Annotated in this window: 5 protein-coding genes and 1 pseudogene; 3 read left to right on the top strand and 3 right to left on the bottom strand. The window is 66.9% G+C overall.

Annotated features, from left to right (window positions below; all coding sequences use genetic code 11):
• Window positions 1-358: 358 nt before the first annotated feature.
• Window positions 359-904 carry a hypothetical protein gene (locus ABGB16_RS32870; RefSeq protein WP_347671960.1) on the top strand — a complete coding sequence of 182 codons (546 nt, stop codon included), beginning with the start codon at window positions 359-361 and terminating at the stop codon, window positions 902-904.
• A 144-nt stretch (window positions 905-1,048) separates the two neighbouring features.
• Here the strand turns inward: ABGB16_RS32870 and ABGB16_RS32865 are convergent, their stop codons facing one another.
• From ABGB16_RS32865 to ABGB16_RS32855, 3 genes are read right to left on the bottom strand one after another with little or no spacing between them, the layout of a single operon-like run.
• Window positions 1,049-2,110, bottom strand: coding sequence for an ABC transporter permease (locus tag ABGB16_RS32865; RefSeq protein ID WP_347671959.1), 1,062 nt, complete (start codon window positions 2,108-2,110; stop codon window positions 1,049-1,051).
• Entirely contained in the window at window positions 2,110-3,651 is a 1,542-nt protein-coding gene (locus tag ABGB16_RS32860; protein ID WP_347671958.1) for a sugar ABC transporter ATP-binding protein, read from the bottom strand. The genes ABGB16_RS32865 and ABGB16_RS32860 overlap by 1 nt, the downstream gene beginning before the upstream one ends.
• On the bottom strand, window positions 3,652-4,818 hold the full coding sequence (locus ABGB16_RS32855; protein WP_347671957.1) for a substrate-binding domain-containing protein: 1,167 nt from the start codon (window positions 4,816-4,818) through the stop codon (window positions 3,652-3,654).
• A 412-nt stretch (window positions 4,819-5,230) separates the two neighbouring features.
• Between ABGB16_RS32855 and ABGB16_RS32850 the strand changes: the two are divergent.
• Together ABGB16_RS32850 and ABGB16_RS32845 are read left to right on the top strand one after the other, a co-directional pair.
• Window positions 5,231-5,410 (top strand): annotated as a pseudogene (locus ABGB16_RS32850) (DUF6444 domain-containing protein); the annotation flags it as partial.
• On the top strand, window positions 5,340-5,876 hold the full coding sequence (locus ABGB16_RS32845; RefSeq protein WP_347671956.1) for a transposase: 537 nt from the start codon (window positions 5,340-5,342) through the stop codon (window positions 5,874-5,876). The pseudogene ABGB16_RS32850 and the gene ABGB16_RS32845, both read left to right, overlap by 71 nt.
• The last annotated feature ends 86 nt before the right edge of the window (window positions 5,877-5,962 follow it).

Below are 5,962 nucleotides of genomic sequence, written 5' to 3'. Positions count from 1 at the left end.
TACAACACCCGCCGACGCCACAGCGCCTGCGACGGCATGTCACCCATCGACTACGAACGCTTCATCGCCCAAGCCCGCCTGGCTCAGGCAGCTTAAACAGCCCTCCACGCTTTCAGGGGATTGACAGCGCTCACCACGAACGGCACTTAACCGACGCAGCCTGCGGTGGTTTGGAACCTCCCCCTGCAGGGCGATCCCGGAGGACCTACCTCCATCACTTGCACAGCACCGCATCCAGAAGGATCTACACCACTCTCGAACCCTCCTTCAGCGTTCGTGACACACGACCTGCGGAAACGCGGGTCGGGCCCCTTGGTTTTTCGTCTCTTGTGGACGTTTGGGTGCTCGGTGGGTGCTCGTGCGACGAGCATCCCCTGCGTCCCGCCTCGTCCGGTCCCGTCTCCCTGGCTCCGGGGCGATCACCGCCACCGCGCTCGCCGGCACCGCCCGGCTGCCCGACGCCCGCCGCCCGGCCGCGCTGGCCGCCTTCGGCGCCTGCCTCGCCGGGTTCTCCGCCACCGCGCCGCTGGCCGGCGCGGCGGCGACGCACTGGTCGTGGCGGGCGGCGCTGGTCCTGCCCGTGCTGTCCATCGCCGTCATCCCCCCGGTGCTGGCCGCTCACCGCCCGCCTGCCACGACGGGAACGGGCGGACTGGCCTGGTGCGGGACTCCTCGCGGCCGTCGCCGCAGGACTGCTGCTGACCGCGCAGACCGCTGCCCAGCAGACCGGTGCGCTCACCACCGCGAGCGTCGCCGCCATCACGACAGCCGCCGCCGTCGGCCGAAGTACCGAAGGCTGCGCTCCTTCAAACGGTTCAAGGCGTGGTGGTCCGGGATTCTCGAACGAGAACCCGGCTTGTTCATGCACTGGGCCCGGGCGCGCGAGTTCGTGTGGACTCGATGAGAAGAGCGGAGTGACGGGAGACTGTCGCGCTCCGTTCTGTGGGAGCCCCGGGGTGAGACTCCCCCGGGCCACCCGACCAATTGCTCCTCAACGGCTTCCTGACCCACACCGGCCTGAACCTCCCAGCCGATTCAAGCTGACCTTTCAACATTTGTACTGACGCGGCGAGCCGGTCAGCCGTCGATGTGTGAGCAACGAGGAGATCGCAACAGCGACGATGACGGCGCCGCCGTTGAACACGGGCTCAACCCAGTCCTCGGTGCCGGCCAGCGTCAGTCCATTGATGCTGACCGCCACAAAGAACACGCCGGTGAGGGTTCCGGCCACAGTGAACCGGCCTGGCCTGATCGTCGTTGATCCAAGAAAGATCGCCGCGAGGGCGGGAAGCAGGTAGCCGGTACCGACACCCGATGCCGCACTGCCGGTGCGAGCGAGAAGGAGGACTCCTGCCAGCCCGGCCAGACCGCCGGAGACGGCGAAGGCGGTCATGACGGTTCGCTGTACCGGCATGCCCACCAGGTTCGCTGCCGATTCGTTGGATCCGATCGACAACAGCCGCCTCCCGTACACCGTCATGCCCAGCAGGTAGGAGACGCCCAGCGCGACACAGACCACCAACCACACGGACTTAGGCACATTCAGCCAGAATCCGCTGCCGAAACTCGTCAGCGATTGCGGGACACCTACCAGCGTTTGGTATCCAGACCAGTACGCGCCGGCCCCGATCAACAGGGTGGACATGCCGAGAGTAATGACCAGCGAATTGGCTCGGCAATACGCGATCAACGCCCCGTTCACCAGGCCCACGACGAGGCCCACGCCGATGCCCACCACGACCCCGACAGCCAGTGGCAGCTCCATCGACGTGGTCGCCTTCGCTGCGGCGATCGATGCGAGCGCAACCACAGCGCCCGCCGAGAGGTCGAATCGGTGCGCCACCATCGGAACGAGCACGGCCAGCGCAACCACGATGAGGACCGCCTCGTTGGCTGCGATATTCTTGAAGTTGGCCATCGTCGGAAAGATCTGTGACGTTGCCGGGTAGACGGCGAAGAAGACGACTACCGCAACGAGCAGTATGAGCAGACCGAAGCGCTCCACAATCGGCATGATCGACGCCGCCCAGTGGACCCCTGAGCGCGTACCATCCGGTTGGTCCGGCGACGGCGCACGCACGGGATCGAGTTGTTCGGTGCTATGGTTCATTACTTTCCGTCTCCCGCGTTGTAGACGTTTTCGTAGATCCATGTCCTCGTGATTTCGTCTCCGGCCGCCTGATCGGAGATCTTGCCGGCGGTCAGTACGACGACTCGATCGGCGAGGTGCAACAACTCGTCCAGGTCCGATGTCGCGAGCAGGACTCCGGAACCGGCGTCCACGGCACTTTCGATCTGCGCGTAGATGTCGCTTCGCGCGCCGACGTCCACTCCCTGTGTCGGCTCGTCCAAGAGCAGCACTGAGGGCGAGGTCCTCATGGCTCTGGCGATGACGGCCTTCTGCTGATTGCCACCGGAGAGCTTTACCATTGGGGTGATCGTCCCCGGAGTTCGAATTCGGTAGGTGACGACGTCACGAGAGGCGTCACCGGTCTCCTGCCCGCGCCGGAACCAGCCGAGGCGGCGATACCGACGCACCGTGGTCGCGGAGAGGTTCTCGCGAAGACCGAGGTCCAGAAAAGCACCGTCCCGAGCGCGGTCCTCCGGAACGAAGGAGATGCCGCGATCCAGCGCCTCGGCGACATTGCCCGGACTCAGCGGGTGGCCGTTGACCACAACTGTCCCCGCGGCCGGCTTCACGGCGCCGTAGATGTTCCGCATCAGGCTGGTACGTCCACTGCCGACCAGACCCGCGATCGCGACGACCTCACCGGCGTCCACCGAGAGGGACACGTCACGCAGGGGCCCGCCGGTGAGGCCCTCGACACTGAGGACCGGCGCTCCCGGCACGGACTTGTTCACCCGTCGGGAAAGGTGCGCCTGCGCTTGACCGGCGATCGCCTCGACAATGGTGGACCGGTCGTGCTCGCTCGCCGAGCGGGTGTCGATGTGCCGTCCGTCGCGCAGCACGGTGATCGTGTCGGCGTACTCCAGGACCTCGTCCAGTCGGTGAGACACGTAGAGAATGCTCTGGCCGCCTCGGCTGTACGACCTGAGACGCTCGAGCAAGCCATGGACTTCGTCCGCGGGAAGCCGAGTGGTCGGCTCGTCGAGCACCAGCAAATGAATCGAACTGGTTTGGCGATCGCTCAGACAGCGAGCGACCGCGATCAGGGTTTGATCCGCTGGACGCAGGTCCCGGACGAACGAGCGCGCTGCGACCTCGATGCCAAGGGAGTCGAGCAAACCCTGAACGGTTCGATGCGCCATGCCCCAGTCGATGCCGCCCCTCCGACGCGGGTACGACGTTCCAGCCAGGACGTTCTCGGTCACGGACAACTGGGGGAACAGCCCGAGATCCTGGTGTACAAACCGTATGCCCGCAGCCCTCGACCACCGCGGGGTCACGTGATCCGACTGCGAAGTGGTATCGCCCAGCCGGATCACACCGCCGGGGTCTCCCTGATAGACGCCGGCGAGGATCTTGATGAGTGTCGACTTGCCGGATCCGTTGCCGCCGACGAGGGCATGGAACTCGCTCGGGCGGACAGCGAAGCTGATGTCGGCGAGGGCGCGCGTCCCGGGAAAGGACTTCGATACACCCTGAAACTCGAGGCCACTCGCTGCAGCGCCGGTCTCGGGGCCGGCCACTCAGCCCACACCCCAGCTGCTCGCATAGTTGGCCTGGTACCCAGAGGACTTCGGGTTGCCGTCGTAAACGTCCGTCGTCGGCAGATGACCGGCGTCCATGCTGCCGACACCGATGCCCGGATCCACAGGCTTCTCACCGGCGAAGAGCCGGTTGAGAGCGTCTGCCGTCGCCCATCCGGTCCACGTCAGCGGCCGGCCGATCGCGTAGGACTGCGTGCCGTCCCGCAGCAGCTTGATCGATGACGGGACCCCTTCGTTCCCCACCAGCAGGAGGTCCTTACGGCCGGCCGCCCGTGCCTGGCCGGCCGCGGCACCCACGCCGAGCGTGATCGCCGCGTCCGTAGGGACCATGACGACGCTGGCGTTCGGGTACTTCTGAAGCGCCGCGCTCGCCTTCGCCTGGAGCTTCCCGCCGAGCAGGTCGGCTCCGGTGTAGGAGACCTTGTGGACTGTGCAGCCGCCACACTCGCCGAGCCGCTTCTCCTGCGACTCGCCGATGAGGCGCAGGGTCGCGCTGTCGTCCTGGCGCATCTGGATGATCTCCGCCTTTCCGGCGGTCTTGGCGATCACCCAGTCGGCAATGGTCGGTCCGACGACCGTGCTGAGGTAGTCGTTGTAGGAGATGAGATCCTCACCCCAGGGCAGGTATGCGTCGAACAGCGGCTTTCCGCCCCGGCTGTAGTCGTCGTCGCAGTCGAGGGCGTTGGATCCGATCACCTTGACGCCGTCGCGCTGAATCGCCTCGATCGAGCCTTTTACTGCCGAGCAATCGACGCCGAACAACGCCACCGCGTCCACAGAGGCCGCGCCCGCTGCGCGAAGCTGCGAGTTGTACACACCCGGGTCGGCCTTACCGTCGATGAGCTTCCCGGTCCAGCCGAGCTTCTTTGCGGCTTCGAGGAAGCCCTCGGCAGGCAGGAGGCATCCAGCGCCCTGGGTGGTGCACGCGATCGCCCAGACGGTCTTGCCGGACTGCGCCCGGGGGCCACCCTTCGGCAGCGGGCGGTCCGTCCCGGCGAGCGCGGCCTCGGTGTTTGCCTTCGCCTCCTCGACGAGCTTCTCGGTGGTGGACCCGGCCTGTCCTCCCGACGGGCCTTCACCCGCGCACGCGGCCAAGGTCGATGCCAGGGCCATCACGCAGGCCGCGGCGATGCCGGCTCTCTTCATCACATCTCCTCAGTTCTTGCGGCGGCTGGGGCGGGGCCGGGGCCGGTGGGGGTGGGCCACGGTGTCACCGCACCAGTGCGTGGGGAAACGGGCCCCGCGCGGCTGTCCTTGGTGAGCACCCAGCTTCCGTGGCCGCTCGGCGCGCTCTGCACGGCCTGGCCTGGTGGCCCGAAGTGCAGCTACCTCTCACCGGAGTGACACGGACCACAGGTACTCATAGCGGTATTATTAGCGCCTGGTTGGTACCACGTCAAGGAGTATCAGCGGAAATGGCGCCGAGACGGTTGATCCAGCTACGACGAATCGTGACTGTTCAGGTGGTGGGTCGGGGACTTGATCGTCTGCGGGGTTTCGGGCAGGGTGTCCGGTTGTGGAGGTTGCTGGCCGGCCGAGCTATGACGAGCTTGCGGCGTTGGTGGTGCAGCAGCAGCGGCAGATCGAGTTGTTGCAGGCGCGGGTGGCTGAGCTTGAGCGGCGGTTGGGGCTGAACTCGCGGAATTCGTCGAAGCCGCCGTCGTCGGATGGTCTCGCGAAGCCGCCGCCGCGGTCGTCTCGGCGGTCGTCTGGGGCCGGGCCGGGCAAGCAGCCGGGTGCGCCGGGTGCGGCGTTGTCGCTGGTGGACGATCCGGACGAGGTGGTGGAGCATCGTCCGGCCGGGTGTGGTGGCTGTGGCGCGGCTCTTGCTGCCGCCGAGATGGTCGGGCAGGTACGGCGGCAGGTGTTCGAGTTGCCGCAGATCCGGCTGCGGGTGCTCGAGCATCGTCTGGTGTCGTGCCGGTACGCCGGGTGTGGGCAGGTCACCGCCGCGACCTGCGCCGGCGCAGGTCGCCGCGCCGGTGCAGTACGGCACGTCGGTGGCGGCGGTGGCGGTGTATCTGCTGGTCGCCCATCACATCCCGGTGGCGCGGACGGCGCAGATCCTGGCCGACCTGCTCGGCGCGCCGGTGTCCACCGGCTGGGTCGCCGGCCTGACCGAACGCACGGCGACAGGCCTGACCGGGTTCGCCGAGCGCCTCGGGGCCTGTCCGATTTTCTGTGTAACGTCCTATCCTGTCTAACTATCGGACATCGACGGGGATGCGGCCCGGGAAGAAGATTTCCAGTGAGTTCAGGGCCTGCTTCCAGCCGTGTACGCCGGCGCCTT

Origin of the sequence: Micromonospora sp. B11E3, from assembly GCF_039871625.1 — a bacterium.
Lineage (GTDB): Bacteria > Actinomycetota > Actinomycetes > Mycobacteriales > Micromonosporaceae > Micromonospora.
Note: the sequence above shows the minus strand (reverse complement) of the source record. Positions and strands in the feature narration are given on the sequence as shown.